18 protein-coding genes are annotated in these 21,359 nt (G+C 71.3%); 11 read left to right on the top strand and 7 right to left on the bottom strand.

Annotated features, from left to right (window positions below):
• Positions 1-50 precede the first annotated feature (50 nt).
• Positions 51-971, bottom strand: coding sequence for a glutamate ABC transporter substrate-binding protein (locus ACT1U9_RS07070; protein WP_444537519.1), 921 nt, complete (start codon positions 969-971; stop codon positions 51-53).
• Between the two features lie 111 nt (positions 972-1,082).
• Positions 1,083-1,868 carry an amino acid ABC transporter ATP-binding protein gene (locus ACT1U9_RS07065; RefSeq protein WP_444537518.1) on the bottom strand — a complete coding sequence of 262 codons (786 nt, stop codon included), beginning with the start codon at positions 1,866-1,868 and terminating at the stop codon, positions 1,083-1,085.
• A 254-nt stretch (positions 1,869-2,122) separates the two neighbouring features.
• On the opposite strand from ACT1U9_RS07065, the gene ACT1U9_RS07060 reads away from it, so the two are divergent.
• Both ACT1U9_RS07060 and ACT1U9_RS07055 read left to right on the top strand, forming a co-directional pair.
• Positions 2,123-2,827, top strand: a complete 705-nt coding sequence (locus ACT1U9_RS07060) for a response regulator transcription factor (protein WP_444537517.1) — start codon at positions 2,123-2,125, stop codon at positions 2,825-2,827.
• Positions 2,828-2,842: 15 nt separating this feature from the next.
• Positions 2,843-4,243 carry a sensor histidine kinase gene (locus ACT1U9_RS07055; protein WP_444537516.1) on the top strand — a complete coding sequence of 467 codons (1,401 nt, stop codon included), beginning with the start codon at positions 2,843-2,845 and terminating at the stop codon, positions 4,241-4,243.
• Between the two features lie 32 nt (positions 4,244-4,275).
• Here the strand turns inward: ACT1U9_RS07055 and ACT1U9_RS07050 are convergent, their stop codons facing one another.
• Entirely contained in the window at positions 4,276-5,271 is a 996-nt protein-coding gene (locus ACT1U9_RS07050) for a TAXI family TRAP transporter solute-binding subunit (protein ID WP_444537515.1), read from the bottom strand.
• A 97-nt stretch (positions 5,272-5,368) separates the two neighbouring features.
• On the opposite strand from ACT1U9_RS07050, the gene miaB reads away from it, so the two are divergent.
• The gene (gene miaB, locus ACT1U9_RS07045) at positions 5,369-6,865 is read left to right on the top strand and encodes a tRNA (N6-isopentenyl adenosine(37)-C2)-methylthiotransferase MiaB (protein WP_444537514.1); all 1,497 of its coding nucleotides are present in this window, start codon (positions 5,369-5,371) and stop codon (positions 6,863-6,865) included.
• A gap of 149 nt (positions 6,866-7,014) precedes the next feature.
• Complete coding sequence (locus ACT1U9_RS07040; RefSeq protein ID WP_444537513.1) at positions 7,015-7,737, top strand: class III extradiol dioxygenase subunit B-like domain-containing protein; 723 nt, start codon at positions 7,015-7,017, stop codon at positions 7,735-7,737.
• A 106-nt stretch (positions 7,738-7,843) separates the two neighbouring features.
• Here ACT1U9_RS07040 and ACT1U9_RS07035 read toward each other — a convergent pair whose 3' ends face one another.
• Positions 7,844-8,083, bottom strand: coding sequence for an antitoxin (locus tag ACT1U9_RS07035; protein ID WP_444537512.1), 240 nt, complete (start codon positions 8,081-8,083; stop codon positions 7,844-7,846).
• 85 nt (positions 8,084-8,168) lie between these two features.
• The gene (locus ACT1U9_RS07030; protein ID WP_444537511.1) at positions 8,169-8,423 is read right to left on the bottom strand and encodes a hypothetical protein; all 255 of its coding nucleotides are present in this window, start codon (positions 8,421-8,423) and stop codon (positions 8,169-8,171) included.
• Positions 8,424-8,606: 183 nt separating this feature from the next.
• Here ACT1U9_RS07030 and miaA point away from each other — a divergent pair, with 183 nt between their 5' ends.
• From miaA to hflX, 6 genes are all read left to right on the top strand, one after another.
• The gene (gene miaA, locus ACT1U9_RS07025; RefSeq protein ID WP_444537510.1) at positions 8,607-9,545 is read left to right on the top strand and encodes a tRNA (adenosine(37)-N6)-dimethylallyltransferase MiaA; all 939 of its coding nucleotides are present in this window, start codon (positions 8,607-8,609) and stop codon (positions 9,543-9,545) included.
• Between the two features lie 184 nt (positions 9,546-9,729).
• Positions 9,730-10,236, top strand: coding sequence for a hypothetical protein (locus tag ACT1U9_RS07020; RefSeq protein WP_444537509.1), 507 nt, complete (start codon positions 9,730-9,732; stop codon positions 10,234-10,236).
• Between the two features lie 123 nt (positions 10,237-10,359).
• Positions 10,360-11,235, top strand: coding sequence for a diaminopimelate epimerase (gene dapF, locus ACT1U9_RS07015; RefSeq protein ID WP_444537508.1), 876 nt, complete (start codon positions 10,360-10,362; stop codon positions 11,233-11,235).
• A 139-nt stretch (positions 11,236-11,374) separates the two neighbouring features.
• The gene (locus ACT1U9_RS07010; protein ID WP_444537507.1) at positions 11,375-13,462 is read left to right on the top strand and encodes a RelA/SpoT family protein; all 2,088 of its coding nucleotides are present in this window, start codon (positions 11,375-11,377) and stop codon (positions 13,460-13,462) included.
• Positions 13,463-13,542: 80 nt separating this feature from the next.
• On the top strand, positions 13,543-15,042 hold the full coding sequence (locus ACT1U9_RS07005; protein WP_444537506.1) for a M1 family metallopeptidase: 1,500 nt from the start codon (positions 13,543-13,545) through the stop codon (positions 15,040-15,042).
• 177 nt (positions 15,043-15,219) lie between these two features.
• Positions 15,220-16,725 (top strand): GTPase HflX, encoded by a 1,506-nt coding sequence (hflX, locus tag ACT1U9_RS07000; RefSeq protein WP_444537505.1) that lies wholly within the window; start codon positions 15,220-15,222, stop codon positions 16,723-16,725.
• 83 nt (positions 16,726-16,808) lie between these two features.
• Here the strand turns inward: hflX and ACT1U9_RS06995 are convergent, their stop codons facing one another.
• On the bottom strand, positions 16,809-17,978 hold the full coding sequence (locus ACT1U9_RS06995) for a trypsin-like serine peptidase (protein WP_444537504.1): 1,170 nt from the start codon (positions 17,976-17,978) through the stop codon (positions 16,809-16,811).
• Positions 17,979-18,217: 239 nt separating this feature from the next.
• Positions 18,218-19,441 carry a trypsin-like serine peptidase gene (locus ACT1U9_RS06990; protein ID WP_444537503.1) on the bottom strand — a complete coding sequence of 408 codons (1,224 nt, stop codon included), beginning with the start codon at positions 19,439-19,441 and terminating at the stop codon, positions 18,218-18,220.
• Positions 19,442-19,914: 473 nt separating this feature from the next.
• On the opposite strand from ACT1U9_RS06990, the gene ACT1U9_RS06985 reads away from it, so the two are divergent.
• Positions 19,915-21,333 (top strand): diaminobutyrate--2-oxoglutarate transaminase family protein, encoded by a 1,419-nt coding sequence (locus ACT1U9_RS06985; protein ID WP_444537502.1) that lies wholly within the window; start codon positions 19,915-19,917, stop codon positions 21,331-21,333.
• Positions 21,334-21,359: the final 26 nt, after the last annotated feature.

Genomic DNA, 21,359 nt, shown 5'->3' with positions numbered 1-21,359 from the left:
CGTCAGCGCCCTCTACGCGCGCGTAGAGGGCGCTTTTGCGGCGGGTGGGATCAGTAGCGCTGGACGGCCGGCGGGTCGACGTAGCTGGCGCCGGACAGGCCGAGCGTCGCCTCGTAGATCTTCTTGTAGGTGCCGTCCTGGACGTGCTTCTCGATGGCGCCGTCGATGAAGTCGCGCAGCGCCTTGTCGTCCTTGTTCATGCCGATGCCGTACGGCTCCTGCGTGAACGGGTGGCCGGCCACCTTGAGCTTGCCGGAGTTGGCGGCGGCGTAGCCCTTGAGGATCGCGTCGTCGGTGGTGACCGCGTCGACCTGCTTGGTGAGCAACTGCTGTACGCAGTCGGAGTACTTGGCGAGCTCGACGACCTTCGCGCCGTACTCCGGCTTCTTGATCTCCTGGAGCGGGGTGGAGCCGACGATCGAGCAGACCTTCTTGCCCTTGACGCTCGACTTGTCGGTGATGCCCGTCTCGTCCTTGCGTACCAGCAGGTCGGCGCCCGCCTTGTAGTACGGGCCCGCGAAACCGACCAGCTTCTTGCGCTTGTCGTTGATCGTGTAAGTACCGACGTAGTAGTCGACCTGACCCTTGGAGATCGCGGTCTCGCGGATGCCGGAGTCGACGGTCTTCCACTCGATCTGGTCGGCTGTGAAGCCCAGGTCGGCGGCGATCATCTTGGCGATCTCGACGTCGAAGCCCGAGCGCACCTTGGTCGACTGGTCCTCGAAGCCGAGGTAGGGCTGGTCGGCCTTGGAGCCGATGACCAGCTTGCCGCGGGCCTTGGCGGCCTTGAAGGCCGGGGAGTCGAGGGTGACGTCCTTGGCGACCGTGTACGTGGGCAGCTGCGGGGCGCCCGACTGGCCGGGCTTGGCGGCCTGCTTGTCGCCCGCGGAGCCGGACTTGCCGCCGCAGGCGGTCGCGGTCAGCGCGAGCACAGCGATCGCCGCGACGGCGGCGGACTGGCGGAGCTTCATGTGAACATCCCTACGTATCGCTTGAAACACTCAGGTCGTGGGGCCGCCGGCGGTGGCGCCGTGGCGGCGGAGCTGCCCGGGGCAGTCGCTTCTTTTAAAGAAGTGCGCGCCTCAGTGGTGGAGGATCTTCGACAGGAAGTCCTTGGCCCGGTCGCTGCGGGGGTTGCTGAAGAACTGGTCGGGCGCGGCCTCTTCGACGATCCGGCCGTCGGCCATGAACACGACCCGGTTGGCGGCGGAGCGGGCGAAGCCCATCTCATGCGTGACGACGATCATCGTCATGCCGTCGCGCGCCAGCTGCTGCATGACCTCAAGGACCTCGTTGATCATCTCGGGGTCGAGCGCCGAGGTGGGCTCGTCGAAGAGCATGACCTTCGGGTCCATCGCCAACGCGCGCGCGATGGCGACGCGTTGCTGCTGGCCGCCGGAGAGCTGCGCGGGGTACTTGTCCGCCTGCGTGCCGACGCCGACCCGGTCGAGCAGCGCGCGGCCCTTCTCCTCGGCCTGCTTCTTCTCCGTCCTGCGGACCTTGGTCTGGCCCAGCATGACGTTCTCCAGCACGGTCTTGTGCGCGAAGAGGTTGAACGACTGGAAGACCATGCCGACGTCGGCGCGGAGCCGGGCCAGTTCGCGGCCCTCCTGGGGAAGCGGCTTCCCGTCGATCGTTATCGCCCCGGAGTCGACCGTCTCCAGGCGGTTGATGGTGCGGCACAGGGTGGACTTGCCGGACCCGGAGGGCCCGATCACCACCACGACCTCGCCGCGCGCGATCGTCAGGTCGATGTCCTGGAGCACGTGCAGCGCGCCGAAGTGCTTGTTGACGTTGCTCAGCACGACCAGGTCGCCCGACGCGGGTACGGCGTCCTCGGCGTCCTTGGCCACTGATACTCCGCTCATCGGCTTTCCAGCTCCGCTCTTCCTCGGTTGGGGAGGAACGTAATGCGCCGCCACGACCAGCGTCATCACATCTGAGCGGAACTTGAGCATCACGATCGGGTAGAGGGGTGGCACTCTCCGTGAAGGGGGCGCGCGATGCAATACCGGCTGCGTAACGGATACCGCGCTCCGGTGGGTGCCCCCTTGACTCACACCGCCGGGATGGGCGTGGATGCGGGGGTACATGCCTGGCGGGGACCACGGAAGGGGGGACGATGAGACTGCTGCTCGTCGAGGACGACGACCATGTCGCCGCGGCCCTGTCCGCCGTGCTCGCCAAGCACGGCTTCGCCGTGGTGCACGCGCGCAACGGCGAGGAGGCGCTGCGGGCGCTGCTGCCCGACGACCGCGCGCCCAAGGGCCCCTTCGGGGTCGTCCTGCTCGACCTGGGACTGCCCGACCAGGACGGCTACGAGGTCTGCGGCAAGATCCGCAAGCGCACCGCCACGCCGGTGATCATGGTCACCGCGCGCGCGGATGTCCGCTCGCGCATCCACGGGCTGAACCTCGGCGCCGACGACTACGTTGTCAAGCCGTACGACACCGGCGAGCTCCTGGCCCGTATCCACGCGGTCAGTCGGCGCACCACGGCGGGCGAGGACACCGGGGCGCTGCCCGCCGCGGCCCTGCGGCTCGGGCCGGTCCACATCGAGCTGCCGACCCGCCGGGTCAGCGTCGACGGCGAGAGCGTCCAGCTCACCCGCAAGGAGTTCGACCTGCTCGCGCTGCTCGCGCAGCGGCCCGGGGTGGTCTTCCGGCGCGAGCAGATCATCAGCGAGGTGTGGCGCACCAGTTGGGAGGGGACCGGGCGCACCCTCGAAGTGCATGTCGCGTCCCTGCGCTCCAAGCTGCGGATGCCCGCCCTGATCGAGACCGTGCGCGGCGTGGGCTACCGGCTCGTCGCCCCGGCCGCGCTGTAAGGCCCGACGTCCGCGGTGCGCGCCCGACTTCTCCCGCTGCTGATCTTCCTGCTCGCGCTCGTCCTGATGGCGCTGGGCTTCCCGCTCGCGATCAGCGTGGCCGCCGCCGAGCAGCAGAAGGTGGTCGTCGACCGCATCGACGACACCGCGCGCTTCTCGGCGCTCGCCCAGTTCGTCAGCGCCGCCGACGACAAGGACCCCAGCAGCAAGGAGCGGTTGACCACCCTGGTGGAGGAACTCGCCCGCTACCACGACCTGTACGGGATCCGCGCGGGCGTGTTCTTCCGCAACGGGGTCGCCATGGCGAGCTCGCCCGGCGACTGGGGCGTGCCGGACGCCAGCAAGGGCGGCGACGCCTTCCAGGAGGCGCTGGCGGGCCGCCGCAGCCACGACCCGCCCCAGGTGTGGCCGTGGCAGCGCGGACGGCTCGTGGTGGCCTCCCCGGTCGTACGGGAGGGCGATGTGATCGCGGTCGTGGTCACCGACTCGCCCACCGGGCACATGCGTTCGCGCGTGCTGCGGTCCTGGCTGCTGATCGCGGCCGGTGAGGTGGCGGCGATGCTGCTCGCGGTCGGCGCGGCCTTCCGGCTGACCAGCTGGGTGCTGCGGCCGGTACGGGTCCTGGACGCGGCCGCCCACGGCATAGCGACCGGACGGATGAAGTCGCGGGTCGCGGCGGCCGGCGGACCCCCGGAACTCAGAAGGCTGGCCCGGTCGTTCAACGAGATGGCGGACAACGTCGAGGACGTACTGGACCAGCAGCGCGCCTTCGTCGCCGACGCCTCCCACCAGTTGCGCAACCCGCTCTCCGCCCTGCTCCTTCGCATCGAGCTCCTCGCGCTCGAACTCCCCGAGGGCAACGAGGAGATCGCCTCCGTTCAGGCCGAGGGAAAGCGCCTGGCCCAGGTCCTCGACGACCTGCTGGGCCTCGCGCTGGCCGAACACGCCGAGGCGGACCTCCAGTTGACCGATGTGGGCGCGCTGGCGGGCGAGCGGGTCGAGGCGTGGCGGCCGCTCGCCGAGGACCGGGGCGTCCACCTGGTCGAGAAGCGGGCCGCCGTCACCGGGTGGGCGGACCCGGTGGCGCTCTCCAGCGCGCTGGACGCCGTCATCGACAACGCGTTGAAGTTCACTCCGGAGGGTGAGGAGGTCAGCGTCGCCGTCGCGGCCGACGGCGAGTTCTCCCGGATCACGGTGACCGACCGCGGTCCGGGCCTGTCCGACGACGAGCTGAGCCGGATCGGCGACCGCTTCTGGCGCGCGGGCCGCCATCAGAACGTGAAGGGCTCGGGCCTGGGCCTGTCCATCTCCCGCACGCTCCTCGCGGCGGGCGACGCCACCATCGCGTACGCCCACAACGATCCGCACGGCCTGCGCGTGACGGTCAGCGTGCCGCGCACGTCGCCGACGGGCTGACAGCTCCCGGGTCCTTCGGGGGCGCTTCAGGTTTACGGCTTGACCGACAGGTAATAGCGGCGGGCACCGTCGTGCAGGGGCAGCGGGTCCGTGTAGATGGCGGTGCGCAGGTCCACGAGCTGGGCCGCGTGCACCTCGCGGCCGATCGCGTCCCGGCTGCGGATCACCGTATGGGTGAACTCCTCGGTCAGCCCCGCGTCCGTGCGGTCGGTGGTGACGAGCAGGTTCGCTATGGCGATCGTCGGTACGGCGGTGCCGCGCTGGGCCTGCGGATAGGCGTCGGCGGGCATGGTCGCGGGCCGGTAGAAGCCGGTCGTGCCGTCCTCCGCGTGCAGCGCGGCAACCAGGTCGTCCAGCGGTACGAGCCGGATCTGGGCCTCCTCGGACAGCAGCCGCACCGCCGAGGTGGGCAGCCCGCCGGACCAGAAGAAGGCGTCGATCTTCCCGCTGCGCAGCAGGTCCGGCATGGTGTCGATGCCCGCCGACACCGGCGTGATGTCCCGGGCCGGGTCCAGCTTGGCGGCCGTCAGCAGCCGGTCCGCGAGCAGCCGCACCCCGGAGCCCGCCTGGCCGACGCCGACCCGCTTGGAGCGCAGGTCCGCCGTGGTGCGCACCGGCGAGTCACGCGGCACCACCAGCTGGACGTAGTCGTCGTAGAGCCGGGCGCAGCCGCGCAGCCGGTCGGCGCCGGGGCCGCCGTCGCGGCGGTACTTGTCGACGGCGTCGGCGGTGGCGATGGTGAAGTCGGCCTGCCCGGTGGCCACCCGCTGGAGGTTCTGCTGGGAGCCCTCACTGGTCTGCAGCTTGATCCGCACATCGGGCAGATCGTCGGCGAGCGCCCGCTGGAGGAGCTCTCCGTAACGCTGGTAGACGCCGGTCCGTACGCCGGTACTGAACGTGATCGTCCCCGACGGCTGGGACGCCCCGAACGGCAGCAGCCACCACAGCAGCATCCCCAGCACCACCAGGGCGGCGGCCGCCTCCTGAAGGGCACGGCGGCGGCTGACGCGGAGGAGGGCCTGGAGCATGGCGCGATCCTGCCAGCTCACTCCCCGTAATGGCCAGGCCCCCGCTCGGGCAATGCGGGGCGGCGGGCGGCCGCGACCTCGTACCCTGGTGTACGAGATGAGCGAGGTAGAGGGTTTGAAAACGTACGAGGTGCGCACCTACGGGTGCCAGATGAACGTGCACGACTCCGAGCGGCTGTCGGGCCTCCTGGAGGACGCGGGCTACGTACGCGCGCCCGAGGGCGCCGACGGTGACGCCGACGTCGTCGTCTTCAACACCTGCGCGGTGCGGGAGAACGCCGACAACAAGCTGTACGGCAATCTCGGCCGGCTCGCCCCGATGAAGACGAAGCGGCCCGGGATGCAGATCGCCGTCGGCGGCTGCCTCGCCCAGAAGGACCGCGACACCATCGTCCAGCGGGCGCCCTGGGTCGACGTCGTCTTCGGCACGCACAACATCGGCAAGCTGCCGGTGCTCCTTGAGCGCGCGCGCATCCAGGAAGAGGCGCAGGTCGAGATCGCCGAGTCGCTGGAGGCGTTCCCCTCGACGCTGCCGACCCGCCGCGAGTCCGCCTACGCCGCCTGGGTCTCCATCTCCGTCGGCTGCAACAACACCTGCACCTTCTGCATCGTCCCGGCGCTGCGCGGCAAGGAGAAGGACCGCCGTCCCGGCGACATCCTCGCCGAGGTCGAGGCGCTGGTCGCCGAGGGCGTCTCCGAGATCACCCTGCTCGGCCAGAACGTCAACGCGTACGGCTCGGACATCGGCGACCGCGAGGCGTTCTCCAAGCTGCTGCGCGCCTGCGGGAACATCGAGGGCCTGGAGCGGGTCCGCTTCACCTCGCCGCACCCGCGCGACTTCACGGACGACGTGATCGCCGCGATGGCCGAGACCCCGAACGTGATGCCGCAGCTGCACATGCCGCTGCAGTCCGGCTCGGACACGGTCCTGAAGGCGATGCGCCGCTCGTACCGGCAGGAGCGTTTCCTCGGAATCATCGAGAAGGTCCGCGCGGCCATTCCGCACGCGGCCATCTCCACGGACATCATCGTGGGCTTCCCCGGCGAGACCGAGGAGGACTTCGAGCAGACCATGCACGCGGTCCGCGAGGCCCGCTTCGCGAACGCCTTCACCTTCCAGTACTCCAAGCGCCCCGGCACCCCCGCGGCGACCATGGAGGGGCAGATCCCCAAGGAGGTCGTGCAGGCGCGTTACGAGCGTCTGGTCGCCCTCCAGGAGGAGATCTCCTGGGAGGAGAACAAGAAGCAGGTCGGCCGCACCCTGGAGGTCATGGTCGCCGAGGGCGAGGGCCGCAAGGACGGCAGCACGCACCGCCTGTCCGGCCGCGCCCCCGACAACCGGCTCGTCCACTTCACCAAGCCCGAGCAGGACGTGCGCCCCGGCGACGTGGTGACCGTCGAGATCACCTACGCCGCCCCGCACCACCTGCTGGCCGAGGGCCCGACGACGGCCGTGCGCCGCACCCGCGCGGGCGACGCGTGGGAGAAGCGCACCGCGGCCCCGGCGCAGCCCGCCGGAGTCCTGCTGGGCCTGCCGAAGATCGGCGTCCCCGAGCCGCTGCCGGCGGCGACGGGCGGTTGCAGCGTCCTCTGACGGCGGTAAGTCGCTTCACCGATAAGTCGGTACGGCGATACGTGTTCACGCGCGCGTTGCCGTTTCTGCAGCGGTCGCCACGCGCGCGTGGCCGGTTCCTGGTGGGCATACCGCGCGGCGGCGCGGGCGCACCCACTACGCTGCGGATCATGCTCGTAGCCGCCGCCGTCTGCCCCTGTCCGCCGCTTCTGGTGCCCGCGGTCGCCGCCGGTGCCGCGCCCGAGCTCGACGCGGCGCGGGCCGCCTGCGCCGACGCGGTCGGGCTCCTCGCCGCATCGCGGCCCGATCTGCTGGTCGTGGTCGGCCCCGCCGACCAGGACGGGCGCGGGCCGCACCCCCAGGGCGCGCCCGGGTCCTTCGCGGGCTTCGGGGTCGACCTGCGCGTCCGGCTCGGCGCCTCGGAACCCGACGGCGACGCGCGCGTGGAGCGGGAGCTGCCGTCCTCGCTGGCCGTCGCCGCGTGGCTGCTCGAACGCGCCGACTGGTCGGACGCGCCGGTGGAGGGCCTGGGCGTCGGCGAGCCGCTGGAAGCGGTGCGCTGCGCGACGGCGGGCCGTGAACTGGGCGGCAGGGCCGACCGGGTGGCCCTGCTCGTCATGGGCGACGGCAGCGCCTGCCGCACCCTGAAGGCCCCGGGATACCTCGACGAGCGCGCGGCCGCCTTCGACGAAGGGGTGGCGAACGCGCTGGGCGCCGCCGACACGCGCGCGTTGATGGCGCTCGACACGGAACTCGCGTACGAGCTGAAGGCCGCCGGCCGGGCCCCCTGGCAGGTCCTCGCGGGCGCCGCCGAGGGCGCGGATCTGGCGGGCCGACTGCTGTACGACGACGCGCCGTACGGCGTGGGGTACTTCGTCGCCGTCTGGTCCTGACGGGGCGACACGCGCGGCCGGGCACCTGCCCGAAGGCAATGAAGGCACCCGGGACGCACACGGGGACGGGCGCGGAGCAAGTGCTCCGCGGCCGTCCCCGAGGTGATCAGGCCGCCGCCGGTGGTTTCCCGTCGTCGTCCTTGTGCGCGATCCGGTCCAAGGCTTCCTTCGCCTTCCCGGTACCCGATTCGATCTTGTCGCTGTACTTGCCCTTGGTCTTCTCGTCGACCGTCTTGGCGACCTTTTCGAGCCCCTGCCCGATCTTGTCCTCGTGCTGCTGCGCGAAGTCCGAGACCTTGTCCTTGGCGGGGGCCAGCTTGGCCTTCAGGTTGTCCAGGAAGCCCATGTGGTCACCTTCCCTCTGCCCTCGTCTCGGGGTCGGTGATACGCCCTCGACTCGGGGACCGTGCGGAGTACATTCCTACGTCAGCCTACTTGCGGGCGCCCTCACCGGCCTCGTTGTCCGCCGCTTCCTCCGCCGACTGCTGCTTCGGAATCTCCACGCCCTCGGCGGCCGCGGCCTCTGCGGGCTCCGCCTCCGCCGCATCAGCGGTGACCTCGGACGCCTCCGCGGCCTCGGACTCCTCCGCTTCCGGGTCGGCCGTCAGCGTGGCGGCCTTGACCTCCTCGGTTGACTCCGCGACAGCCTCTTCGGCCTTGCGGCGAAACCTTGAAAAAACACCCATATCTGCTCCATAGCGTACTCGTGTGGGCGAAATCCCGCGCCATCCGGAGCGCCTCATTGCGTCGCCCGGGGCTACCGGTTCGGCAAACCGGCGGTCGGAACCTCGCAACAGGCAACGAACCCGCATGCACGCCGTCACGTAGCTCGTTCGGGGACGGCCGCGGAGGTTTGCGAGACTGTGACAGTGAGAACTGCAGCTCCCGCACCGCGGGTCATCGCCGTCGTCGGCCCCACAGCGGCCGGAAAGTCCGATCTGGGTGTCTTCCTGGCCCAGCAGCTCGGCGGCGAGGTCGTCAACGCCGACTCGATGCAGCTCTACCGGGGGATGGACATCGGTACCGCCAAGCTGACGCTCGAAGAGCGGGGCGGTGTCCCGCACCACCTCCTCGACATCTGGGACGTGACCGAGCCCGCCAGCGTCGCCGAGTACCAGAAGCTGGCCCGCGCCGAGATCGACCGGCTGCTCGCCGAGGGCCGCACCCCGATCCTCGTCGGCGGCTCCGGCCTCTACGTACGCGGCGCCATCGACGTACTGGAGTTCCCCGGCACCGATCCCGAGGTACGCGCGCGTCTGGAGCGGGAGCTGGAGCAGGACGGCCCGGGCGCGCTGCACCGGCTGCTCGCCGAGGCCGACCCCGAGGCGGCCCGCGCGATCCTGCCGAGCAACGGCCGGCGGATCGTGCGCGCCCTGGAGGTCATCGAGATCACCGGCAAGCCGTTCACCGCCAACCTGCCCGGCCACGACTCCGTATACGACACCGTGCAGATCGGCGTCGACGTCGGCCGCCCGGAGCTCGACGAGCGCATCACGGTCCGCGTCGACCGGATGTGGGAGGCGGGACTCGTCGACGAGGTACGGGAACTGGAGGCGCGCGGACTGCGAGAGGGCCGTACCGCGGCCCGGGCGCTCGGGTACCAGCAGGTGCTCGACGCCCTCGCGGGGGAGTGCACCGAGGAGGACGCGCGCGTGGAGACCGTCCGCGCCACCAAGCGCTTCGCACGCAGGCAGGACTCCTGGTTCCGCCGGGACCCGCGCGTGCACTGGCTGAGCGGCGCCGCCGAGGACCGCGCGGAACTCCCGCACCTGGCGCTGGCGTTGGTCGAACGGGCGGTCACAGCCTGATCACGTGATGGCATCGGGACGCACCACCGGTCATTTTGGCCCCCGCGCGCGTGCCATCATCGAGCTCGATCGACCAGTGGAGTCCGAGTTGGGAGGGCGCGTGGCGATGGAGGCCGGCCCTCGCGACAGAGAGCAGGGACCGCAGAACGACGCTGCGCGACCAGGTCCTTCGGAAGTGACAGCGATGTCGGAGGGGCCGGACGTGAGCGACGGGGGACGAGAGCCCGCGCAGGGCGACGTTCCTGAGCCCCGCCCCGCCGAGCTGAGCCTCCCGCCCCTGGGGCCGACCGTTCCCGGCGCCGTCGGGCTGACCCCCGACGGTCCCCAGGACGAGGGCGTGGCCGTCGACGGCGGTGAGGTCGAGGTCGAGATCCGCCCCCAGCGCAGACTGCGCATCTGGCAGCTCGCCCCGATCGTGATGCTCGCGGCGATCGGCTCCTTGATGTTCGCCTTCCCACTCGCCTTCGAGTTCGGCGACGGCGGCCCCGTCGTCGCCATGCTAGGCCTCCTGATCAGCTGCTGCGCCGCCGGCTGGGGCATGATGGCCGCCCGCCGGGTCGGCTACACCTGGCCGGGGCTGCCCGCGCGCGGCTCCGGCGAGCGGCCGAACTGGCGGGTCATCGGCCTGTACGTGGCGGGCCTCGGCGTGGCCGTCGCGTTGGCCGTGGGGCGGGTCGCCCGGCTGCGCTGAGCGCCGTCCGGTGGGGGTCGTACCGCATCCTCCGGCCGACTCCCGGCGTCTCCGCATAGAGGCCGCTGCGCGTTGTCCACAGCCCCCGGCCGGTTGTCGGTGCCTGCCCGTACGATTGATCGCGTGAACAACACCTCGCCGCTCACGTTCCTCAAGGGTCACGGGACCCAGAACGACTTCGTGATCGTTCCCGACCCGGACAACGCCCTGGACCTGCCCGCGTCCGTCGTCGCACGCCTCTGCGACCGCCGGGCCGGCATCGGTGGCGACGGGCTGCTCCACGTCGTCCGCAGCGCCGCGCACCCCGACGCGCAGACCATGGCCGGCGAGGCCGAGTGGTTCATGGACTATCGCAACGCGGACGGCTCGATCGCCGAGATGTGCGGCAACGGGGTGCGGGTCTTCGCCGGCTACCTCCAGCGCGCCGGGCTCGTCGAGCAGGGCGACCTGGCCATCGCCACCCGGGGCGGGGTCAAGAAGGCGCACATCGCCAAGAACGGCGACGTCACCGTCTCCATGGGCAAGGCCGTGCTGCCGGCGGACGGCGTCACCGTCACGGTCGACGGCCGCAGCTGGCCCGCGCGCAACGTCAACATGGGCAACCCGCACGCGGTCGCCTTCGTGGCGGACCTGGCCCACGCGGGCGAGCTGCGCTCGGTGCCCCCCTTCAGCCCCGCCGAGGTCTATCCCGACGGCGTGAACGTCGAGTTCGTCGTCGACCGGGGCCCCGGCCATGTGGCGATGCGGGTGCATGAGCGGGGCTCGGGCGAGACGTTCTCGTGCGGCACGGGCGCGTGCGCGGTCGCGGTCGCCGCGGCACGCAGGGACGGCGTGGACCCCGGCGTCACCGGCGCCCCCGTGACGTACACGGTGGACCTGCCGGGCGGCACGCTGGTGATCACCGAGTACCCGGACGGGGAGATCGAGATGACCGGGCCCGCCGTGATCGTCGCCGAGGGCGTGATCGACCCGGCGCTCATTGAAACGGCTGTGGCCTGAACCTTCGCTCGAATGGGTGATCCGGTTCACGCTGAGCGAGAGCCGGACTGCGCCACGTGGTGGGGTCGGTAGCATCAAGCACCGGCCCGGAGGGCACGCCTGCCTTTCCACCGCCGGTCGATGCTGCCGGAGGTGCCCCATGAGTGCAGAGGCCACGAATCCTGACGCGCAGAGTCGCCGACGCGGCCTTCCCAGGATCGACCTCCGCAGGCTGGGCCGGGCCGCGCTGCTCGGCCCCACTTCCCGCGACCGGCTGCCCGACGCCATCGGCCATGTCGCCGAGGCGCACCGGGCCCACCACCCCGACGCCGACCTGGCGGTGCTGCGCCGGGCCTACGTCCTCGCGGAAACGTCCCACCGGGGCCAGTTCCGCAAGAGCGGCGAGCCGTTCATCACGCATCCCCTGGCGGTCACGCTGATCCTCGCCGAACTGGGCGCCGAGACCACCACGTTGACCGCCTCGCTGCTGCACGACACCGTCGAGGACACCGAGGTGACGCTCGATCAGGTACGGGTGGAGTTCGGCGAGGAAGTCACCTATCTGGTGGACGGCGTCACCAAGTTGGAGAAGGTCGACTACGGCGCGGCGGCCGAGCCCGAGACCTTCCGCAAGATGCTGGTGGCCACCGGCAACGACGTACGCGTGATGTCGATCAAACTGGCCGACCGGCTGCACAACATGCGCACCCTGGGCGTGATGCGCCCGGAGAAACAGGCGAGGATCGCCAAAGTCACCCGTGATGTGCTCATTCCCCTCGCGGAACGGCTGGGGGTGCAGGCGATCAAGACCGAGCTGGAGGATCTGGTTTTCGCCATCCTGCACCCGGAGGAGTACGAGCACACCCGCGCCCTCATCGCGGCCAACTCGGGCACCGAGGACCCGCTCACGGCCATCGCCGACGGGGTGCGGGGCGTGCTGCGCGAGGCGGGCATCAGCGCCGAAGTCCTCATCAGGCCACGGCACTTCGTCTCCGTCCACCGCGTCCAGCTCAAACGCGGCGAGCTGCGCGGCACCGACTTCGGGCGCCTGCTCGTCCTGGTCGCCGAGGACGCCGACTGCTACGCGGTCCTGGGCGAGCTGCACACCTGCTTCACGCCGGTGATCTCCGAGTTCAAGGACTTCATCGCCGCCCCCAAGTTCAACCTCTACCAGTCGCTGCACACAGCCGTGGCGAGCCCCGACGGCGCGGTCGCCGAAGTCCTCATCCGCACCCACCAGATGCACAACGTCGCCGAGGCCGGGGTCGTCGCGCTGGGCAACCCGTACGCGGGGGGCGGCCCCGGCGACGGCGCCGACGCACCGGCCGGCGAGCGCGAGGACCCCACCCGGCCCGGCTGGCTCTCGCGCCTGTTGGACTGGCAGCAGAGCGCGCCCGACCCCGACACCTTCTGGTCCTCCCTACGGGAGGAGTTGGCGCAGGACCGCGAGATCACCGTGTTCCGCGCCGACGGCCGCACCCTGGGTCTGCCGGCCGGCGCCAGCTGTGTGGACGCCGCGTACGCGCAGTACGGCGAGGACGCCCACCGCTGCATCGGCGCCCGCGTCAACGGCCGTCTGGCGACGCTCAGTACGGTCCTGGGCGACGGCGACACCGTGCAGCTGCTGCTCGCCCAGGACGCGGCGTCCGGGCCCTCGCCGGAGTGGCTGGAGCACGCCAGGACCCCGGCCGCGCGGATCGCCATCACCGGCTGGCTCGCCGAGCACCCCGAAGGCGTCAAGGTCCCGGCGGCCGCGCCCCGGCCGCAGATCTCGGTGGCCACCGACCGGCGCAGCGCCGCCAACGCGGTCACCGATCTGCCGGAGGCGACCGTCCGGCTCGCGGGCTGTTGTACGCCGGTGCCGCCGGACGCGGTCACCGGCTTCGCGGTACGCGGCGGCGCGGTCACCGTGCACCGCGAGGAGTGCCCGGCGGTGGCCCGGATGACGGCGCTTGGACGGGCCCGGATCGGGGTGCGCTGGGGCGACACCGCCGCCTGCCGGGTCACCCTGGTCGCCGAGGCGTTCGGGCGGCCGAGGCTCCTGGCCGACCTCACCGAGGCCATCGCCACGGCGGGCGCCGCGATCGTGTCGGCCACTGTGGAGCCGCCCAGCGAGCAGCGGGTGCGGCACACGTACACCCTGCAACTGGCGGACGCCGCCGAACTGCCCGCTCTGATGCGGGTGATGCGCGATGTGCCGGGCGTCTACGACGTGACCCGCGCCCAGCACCCGGCCGCCGCGGGCTGAACCGACGGGCCGACGCTCGTTCGGGTGGGAGTGACGCGCGTCGGAGCCGCGGCCGTGGTCCGTGCTGGTAGCGGTAGGGCATGCTGCTCTCCTCCCGTCCGCCGTCCTCCCGTCCGCGCCCGTCCCGTCGGCTGCGTGCCGCCCTGCTGGCCACCGCCGCGGCCTGTGTCCTCGCCGCGGCCCCGCCTCCCGCGGTCCCGCTGGGCATCGGCGATCCGCTCTTCCCGCATCTGGGCAACCCGGGCTACGACGTCCTCTCGTACGACATCGGATTCACCTATCAGGGCGACAACAGAAAGCCGATGGAGGCCGTCACCACCATCGACGCGCTGGCCACCGACTGGCTGGAGCGGATCAACCTCGACTTCGCGCGCGGCACCGTCCACAGCGTCGAGGTGAACGGGCGGCCGGCGGAGTTCGCGAGCGCCGACGAGGACCTGGTGATCACTCCCGGGCACGCGGTGTACGCGGGTCAGCAGATGAGGATCACCGTCCGGCACACCAGCGACCCCGGCACCCAGGACGGCGGCTGGGTGCGCACCTCCGACGGTCTGGTGATGGCCAATCAGGCCGACGCCGCGCACCGGGTGTTCCCGTGCAACGACCACCCCTCCGACAAGGCCATGTTCACCTTCCACGTGGACGCGCCGAAGGACTACACGGTCGTCGCCAACGGGCTGCCGGTCGGCCGCGAGCGGGCCGGCAACCGCGTCCTGTCCACCTACCGCACCGAACACCCCATGGCGACCGAGCTCGCCCAGGTGTCCATCGGCCACTCGGCGGTGCTGCACCGCGAGGGGCCGCACGGGCTGCCGGTGCGCGATGTGGTCCCGGCGGCGGACAAGGCGAGGCTGGAGCCCTGGCTGAAGAAGACGCCGGATGAGATCGCGTGGATGGAGCGGCTCGTCGGGCCCTACCCCTTCGAGACGTACGGCGTCCTCATCGCGGGCGCGGACACCGGCTTCGAGCTGGAGACGCAGACCCTGTCGCTCTTCGAGCGCTCGCTGTTCGTCCGGCCCGGCTTCCCCGAGTGGTACGTCGACTCGGTGATGGTGCACGAGCTGGCGCACCACTGGTTCGGCGACAGCGTCTCCCCGCGCGCGTGGTCCGACCTCTGGCTCAACGAGGGGCACGCGACCTGGTACGAGGCGCTGTACGCGCAGGAGCACGGCAAGCACCCCATGGAGGCGCGGATGCGCGCGGCGTACCGCCAGTCCGACGCGTGGCGCGCGCAGGGCGGCCCGCCCGCCGCTCCCAAGCCGCCCGCCCCCGGCCAGAAGATCAGCATCTTCCGGCCGGTCGTCTACGACGGCAGCGCGCTGGCGCTGTACGCGCTGCGGCAGGAGATCGGGGCGCCGAAGTTCGAGGAGCTGGAGCGGCGCTGGGTGAGCGAGCACCGGGACGGGACGGCCACCACCGCCGACTTCGTGCAGCTCGCGTCCGACGTCGCCGGACGCGATCTCTCGACGTTCCTGAAGGCCTGGCTGTACGGGGCGAAGACACCGCCGATGCCGGGGCACCCGGACTGGCGCGCCGCCGCGCCCGTGGCGGGACGCGTCGCCGCACCCCGCCACGCCTGACCGATACCGTCGGTCATCCCGTACGACCCGGGAAAACCGGGGTGACGGCCCCGGCGGCACCGTGCGACCATCGAGCGGTCGGCGGCGCTGCCGGGGCCGGATTCCGTACGGGAATCTTTCGGAGCCATTACGCGTTGTGACCGACGTAACCCGAAATTCCAACGACGTAAGGATCCAATGACCTCCTCTTCATCCCCTTCCCAGGACGAGCAGAGCTTCGCGGAGAAGAACCGCACCGAGAGCCTTCGGGCCGATGCCCTGATGGAAGAGGACGTCGCCTGGAGCCACGAGATCGACGGCGCGCGGGACGGCGCCCAGCTCGACCGCTCCGAGCGCGCGGCCCTGCGGCGCGTGGCGGGCCTCTCCACCGAGCTGGAAGACGTCACCGAGGTCGAGTACCGGCAGCTGCGCCTGGAGCGCGTGGTGCTGGTCGGCGTCTGGACCACGGGCACGCTGCAGGACGCGGAGAACTCACTGGCGGAGCTGGCGGCGCTGGCCGAGACGGCAGGCGCCATGGTGCTCGACGGCGTCTACCAGCGCCGTGACAAGCCCGACCCGGCCACCTACATCGGCTCCGGCAAGGCGCAGGAGCTGCGGGACATCGTCCTGGAGTCCGGCGCCGACACCGTGGTCTGCGACGGTGAGCTCAGCCCGGGCCAGCTCATCCACCTCGAAGACGTCGTCAAGGTGAAGGTGGTCGACCGGACCGCGCTGATCCTCGACATCTTCGCCCAGCACGCCAAGTCCCGAGAGGGCAAGGCGCAGGTCTCGCTCGCGCAGATGCAGTACATGCTGCCGAGGCTGCGCGGCTGGGGCCAGTCGCTGTCGCGACAGATGGGTGGTGGTGGCTCCGGCTCGTCCGGCGGCGGCATGGCCACCCGTGGTCCCGGTGAGACCAAGATCGAGACGGACCGGCGGCGGATCCGCGAGAAGATGGCGAAGATGCGCCGGGAGATCGCGGAGATGAAGACCGGCCGCGAGATCAAGCGCCAGGAGCGCCGTCGGAACAAGGTTCCGTCGGTCGCCATCGCGGGCTACACCAACGCCGGCAAGTCCTCGCTGCTCAACCGCCTCACGGGCGCGGGCGTGCTGGTGGAGAACGCGCTGTTCGCCACCCTCGACCCGACCGTGCGCCGGGCCGAGACGCCCAGCGGGCGGCTCTACACGCTGGCCGACACCGTCGGGTTCGTCCGGCATCTGCCGCACCACCTGGTCGAGGCGTTCCGCTCCACCATGGAGGAGGTCGGCGACTCCGACCTGATCCTGCACGTGGTGGACGGCTCGCACCCGGCTCCGGAGGAGCAGCTGGCCGCCGTGCGCGAGGTGATCCGCGAGGTGGGCGCCGTCGACGTGCCCGAGATCGTGGTGATCAACAAGGCGGACGCGGCGGACCCGCTGGTCCTCCAGCGCCTGCTGCGGATCGAGAAGCACTCCATCGCGGTCTCTGCCCGTACGGGCATGGGCATCGAGCAGCTGCTCGGCATCATCGACGCCGAGCTGCCGCGCCCCCAGGTCGAGATCGAGGCGCTCGTGCCGTACACGCACGGACAGCTGGTCTCGCGCGCGCACGCCGAGGGCGAGGTGATCTCCGAGGAGCACACCCCGGAGGGCACGCTGCTCAAGGCGCGGGTGCACGAGGTGCTGGCGGCGGAGCTCGCTCCGTACGTACCGGCCAAGCACTGACCGTACGCGGTACATAAGCGACGAGGCCCGCCCTCTCCATCCGGAGGGGGCGGGCCTCGTCGCTCGCGTTTTGACCAACGGCCTTACTGGCCGCCGTACTTCTGGCTCATCTGGGTGAGGAGCTGCTCGGCTCCGGCGCCCAGCTGCGGGCCGGCCAGCCAGCCCGAGGTGACCGGGCCGATCGAGGTGTTGGAGACGAGCTCCGCCTTGCCGTCGGCGCCGGTGATGAACCAGCCGCCGCCGGAGGAGCCGCCCGTCATCGTGCAGCCGATGCGGTACATCGGGGCCGTGCCCGGGGCGACCGTGAGCCGGCCGGGACGGTCGATGCACTTGAACATCTTCACGCCGTCGTACGGCGGGGCCGCCGGGTAACCCCAGGCGCCCATCGCCGAGATGGAGCTCACGGGGGGCGTCGAGAAGTTGACAGTCAGGGCGTTGCCGACCGTCTCCTCAAGGGACTTGGTGCCGTTCTCCGGCTTCACGTGCAGCACGGCGTAGTCGTTCGCGGCGCCGGCGCCACCGGTCGGACCGCCGCCGGAGATCCACTCGTTGGAGGTGGAGACCCAGTCGGCCCAGTACGCGCCGTACGGGGCGACTTCCTGCGGCTGCGCGTTCTGCAGCTGCGCCGGCGACTTGCCCTGGTCGTTGTAGGCCGGGACGAAGGCGATGTTGCGGTACCAGCCGCCCTGGGCGCCCTGGTGGACGCAGTGGCCGGCGGTCCACACGAGGTTGGACTTGCCGGGGTGCGCCGGGTCCTTCACGACGGTGCCCGAGCAGACCATGGGGCCCTTGGGGGAGTCGAAGAAGACCTTGCCGACCGGGGCCGCGTAGTTGTGGTACGGCAGGCTCTCGGCCTTGGCCTGCACCGGGCGCGGCTCCGGGTCGGTGACGCCCTGGCCGCCGCTGATGTCACTGGCGTCCATGGTCTTCTGCGGGTCCTTGGCGGACTTCATCCGCTCGGGCTTCCACAGACCGGCGATGACCGGGTTGACGAAGTCCTTGGCGTCGCGCAGCCACTTGGACTTGTCCCAGTTCTTCCAGTCGCCGTTCTTCCACTTGTCGAGGTCGACACCGTGCTTCTTGAGGGTGTCGGCGACGTCGGCGGGAAGACCCGAACCGCCCTTGCCCTGGGCCGTACTGGACGCGGACGGCTTGCTGTCCGCGTTGTCGCCGCCGGGGCCGCACGCGGTGGCCGTCAGCGCGAGAGCCGCGGCGAGGCCGGTGGAGGCCAGCAGCGGACGTATGGATCGCATGGAAACGATTCCCCCTGAGGATTTGCTCTTACCTTGATCACTCGCCAGGCGGTACGGCCGTTGTCGCTCCGCCGTACCGGCGTGCCGTGACAGCGAGTATTGCCATGGGCACGTCATGTTGAGAGACGGGGTCTTCCGGGACCGCCGTGTCGCAGCCCCCCACTATGCCGGTAGTTCGTGAGGGTTTCGGACAGGGGTCCCGGAGCTCTCGTGGAGAGTGCCGGGACCCCTGGCTTCGCCTACTGACCCGCGTACTTGCCGCTCACCGAGTCGTACACGCCCTTGGCCTCCTTGCCCAGGCGCGGACCCGCCAGCCAGCCGGACGTGACCGGGCCGATGGAGGTGTTGGAGACCAGCGCGGGCTTGCCGTCGGCGCCCGCCGCGAACCAGCCGCCGCCGGAGGAACCGCCGGTCATCGTGCACCCCAGGCGGTACATCGTCGGCAGGCTCGCGTCCAGCGAGAGCCGGCCCGGCTTGTCCTTGCACTGGTACAGCTTCTGGCCGTCGTACGGCGGCGCGGCCGGGTAGCCGTTCGCCGTCATGCTCGCGATCTTCGGCACAGCGGGAGCGTTGAAGTCGACCGGCATCGCCGAACCGACCGTCTCCTCAAGGGACTTGCCGCCCTTGCCCTTCTCGGGCGTGACGTGCAGCACCGCGAAGTCGTACGGGGCGCCCTGGCCGCCGGTCGGGCCGCCGCCCTCGATCCACTGCTGCGAGGTCTGCGCCCAGTCGGCCCAGAAGACGCCGTAGGGGGCGATCTGCTCCCGGGTGGCCTTCTTCAGCTGCGCGAGCGGCAGGTCGGCGTTGTTGTACGAGGGGACGAAGGCGATGTTGCGGTACCAGCCGCCCTTGGCGCCCGCGTGCACACAGTGGCCCGCCGTCCAGACCATGTTGGACTTGCCGGGGTGCGCCGGGTCCTTCACGACGGTCGCGGAGCAGACCATCGAGCCCTCGGGGCCGTCGAAGAAGAGCTTGCCGAGCTCCGGCAGGCTCTGGTGGTACGGGGCCTGCTGCGCCCGCGCCTTCACCGGCGCCGGGGTCGGGTCCGTGACGCCCTTGTCGCCGGAGATGTCGTTGGGGACGGGCGTCTGCGGGGGCTTGTCGGCCTTACGCATCCGGTCCGGGTCCCACAGTCCGGCGATGATCGGGTTGACGAAGTCCTTCGCCTCACGCAGCCACTTGGCCTTGTCCCAGTTCTTCCACTCGCCGTTCTTCCACTTGTCCGGGTCGATCCCGTGCTTCTTGAGCTGGTCCGCGATGTCGCTCGGGATCTGCAGGCTGTCGCCGCCCGCCGTCGCCGACGAGGTCGGCTTGGCGTCGGCCTTGTCGTCGCCGCCCGGGCCGCAGGCGGTGGCGGTCATGGCCAGCGCGGCGGTGAGGCCGAGCGCGGCCAGCGCGGGGGCGGTCCGGCGAGCTGCGCGCCGCTCACCCCGTGCGGCGAAGGTCGGACGTGTCGGTCGCATGTTCTTGATCCCCCTGGGACTTCGGTGTGACGCTGCTTCGGTACTGCTCGGGTACTGCTTCGGTACTGCCTCGCACGGACGCTGCTGATGCGCGGCGCAGCCACAGTTGCTGCACCGCTCATTGGTTACTGAAGCGAACTCCCGGCCCGTGCGAAGCCGGTGGCCCACTCGACCCGGCCGAAAAGTACCGGCCGAAGTGCGGCCCCCACTATGCCGGTGCCGATGGGGACGGTACGCGGCAGGGCCCTGGTTCCGCTCCCCAAGGATCTTGACGCTTGCCCGTGATCCTCCGGCCCCGGCGTCGTTGGTACGTACGGGGGACAACACATCAGCGTTCAGCCCCACCGTTCGCACCGGGCAACGGGTGTGCCACGGAACCGTCACAGCGGACCTGGCGCGACGGGCACAGCGGACACATGGCGACACAACAGGCACAGCACAGCGGGGCGCACACCGTGGGAGGACCAACAGCCGTGGCCGTGACCGAATCCGCTCCGGCGCCGTCGAGGGACGCGACCGCGACCGCGACCGTACCGCCGCAGGCGGCGCCCGCCGCGCACGAGGGCATCCTGCGGCGGCAGTCGCTGCGCGAGTCGGCGGCGCGGACATACGCGCGGTCGCTGCCCATCGTGCCCGTGCGGGCGCGCGGGCTGACGATCGAGGGGGCCGACGGGCGGCGCTACCTCGACTGCCTCGCGGGCGCGGGCACCCTGGCGCTCGGCCACAACCACCCGGTGGTCCTTGAGGCGATCAGAAAGGTCATCGACTCGGGTGCGCCGCTGCACGCGCTGGATCTCGCCACCCCGGTCAAGGACGCCTTCACCACGGAGCTGTTCGCGACCCTGCCGCGCCGACTCGTCGAGCGCGCCCGGATCCAGTTCTGCAGCCCGGCCGGTACGGACGCGGTCGAGGCGGCCCTGAAGCTGGTCCGCACGGCCACCGGCCGCAACGGTCTGCTCGCCTTCACCGGGGCGTACCACGGTATGACGGCGGGCGCCCTGGAAGCCTCCGGCGGCGCCCGCGACGCGCGCGTGACCCGGCTGCCCTACCCGCTGAACTACCGCTGTCCGTACGGGGTCGGCGGCGAGCGGGGCGCCGAGCTCGCGGCCCGCTGGACCGAGAGCCTGCTCGACGACCCCAAGGGCGGGGTGCCCGAACCGGGCGCGATGATCCTCGAACCGGTGCAGGGCGAGGGCGGGGTGAACCCGGCGCCCGACTCCTGGATGCGCCGGATGCGCGAGATCACGGCGGCCCGGTCGATCCCGCTGATCGCCGACGAGGTGCAGACCGGCGTCGGGCGCACCGGGGTCTTCTGGGCAGTCGAGCACAGCGGAATCGTCCCGGACGTGATGGTCCTGTCGAAGGCCATCGGCGGCTCGCTGCCGCTTGCCGTGATCGTCTACCGCGACGACCTCGACGTCTGGCAGCCCGGCGCCCACGCCGGCACCTTCCGGGGCAACCAGCTCGCGATGGCGGCGGGCGCGGCCACCCTCGCGTACGTCCGCGAGAACCGGCTCGCCGAACGCGCCGCGCTGCTCGGCGCGCGGATCCTCGCCCGGCTCCAGGACCTCGCGGTGGACCACCCCTGCGTCGGCGACGTACGGGGCCGGGGGCTGATGATCGGCGTCGAACTCGTGGACCCCGAGCGGCTGGACGCGGCCAGCGGGGTGCCGGTGGCCGCGCCCGCGCTCGCCACCGCCGTCCAGCAGGAGTGCCTGCGGCGCGGTCTCATCGTCGAGATCGGCGGCCGCCACTCCAGCGTCGTGAGGCTGCTGCCGCCGCTCACCCTCACCGACGAACAGGCCGACGCCGTCCTCGACCGGCTGGCCGACGCGCTGGCCGCCGCCGAGCGCGCCCCGCACCACCGGACCGATCCCGGGCCGTCCCGCTGACCCGGACCACCACACAAGGAAGCCCA

The organism is Streptomyces sp. BR1 (genome assembly GCF_052373795.1).
GTDB lineage: Bacteria > Actinomycetota > Actinomycetes > Streptomycetales > Streptomycetaceae > Streptomyces.
The sequence above is the reverse complement of the archived record's forward strand: the minus strand, read 5'-3'. Positions and strand labels throughout refer to the sequence as shown.